This is a genomic window from Streptomyces sp. URMC 124 (assembly GCF_051386455.1).
Taxonomy (GTDB): Bacteria; Actinomycetota; Actinomycetes; order Streptomycetales; family Streptomycetaceae; genus Streptomyces.
Genome location: NZ_JBPQTS010000621.1, coordinates 1 through 241 on the forward strand (window position 1 = coordinate 1; position 241 = coordinate 241).

General features: G+C 74.7%; 1 pseudogene. It reads right to left on the bottom strand.

Annotation, left to right across the window (positions count from 1 at the left end):
- Nucleotides 1-241 (bottom strand): annotated as a pseudogene (locus ACSNOG_RS33925) (acyl-CoA dehydrogenase family protein); the annotation flags it as partial.

A 241-nucleotide genomic window follows, 5' to 3' on the forward strand; every position in this document is an offset into this window, starting at 1 on the left:
CACCACCACCGCCGAGCGGGACGCGGACGGCGGTGGTGGTGAGGTGGAAGGCGTCGGATCCGGCGTTGGGCTCGGTGAGCGCGAGGCGACGCGCTGCCTCGCCGCGCACCAGCGGCTTCAGGTACTGCTCGATCTGCTTGTCGGTGCCCTGGCGCAGCAGTGGGCTCGGACGGGGCGAGCGGGCAGCCGCTGCGGCCGGCGGCGTGGTGCAGCTGGACGACGGCGCTGAACGGCATGCCGG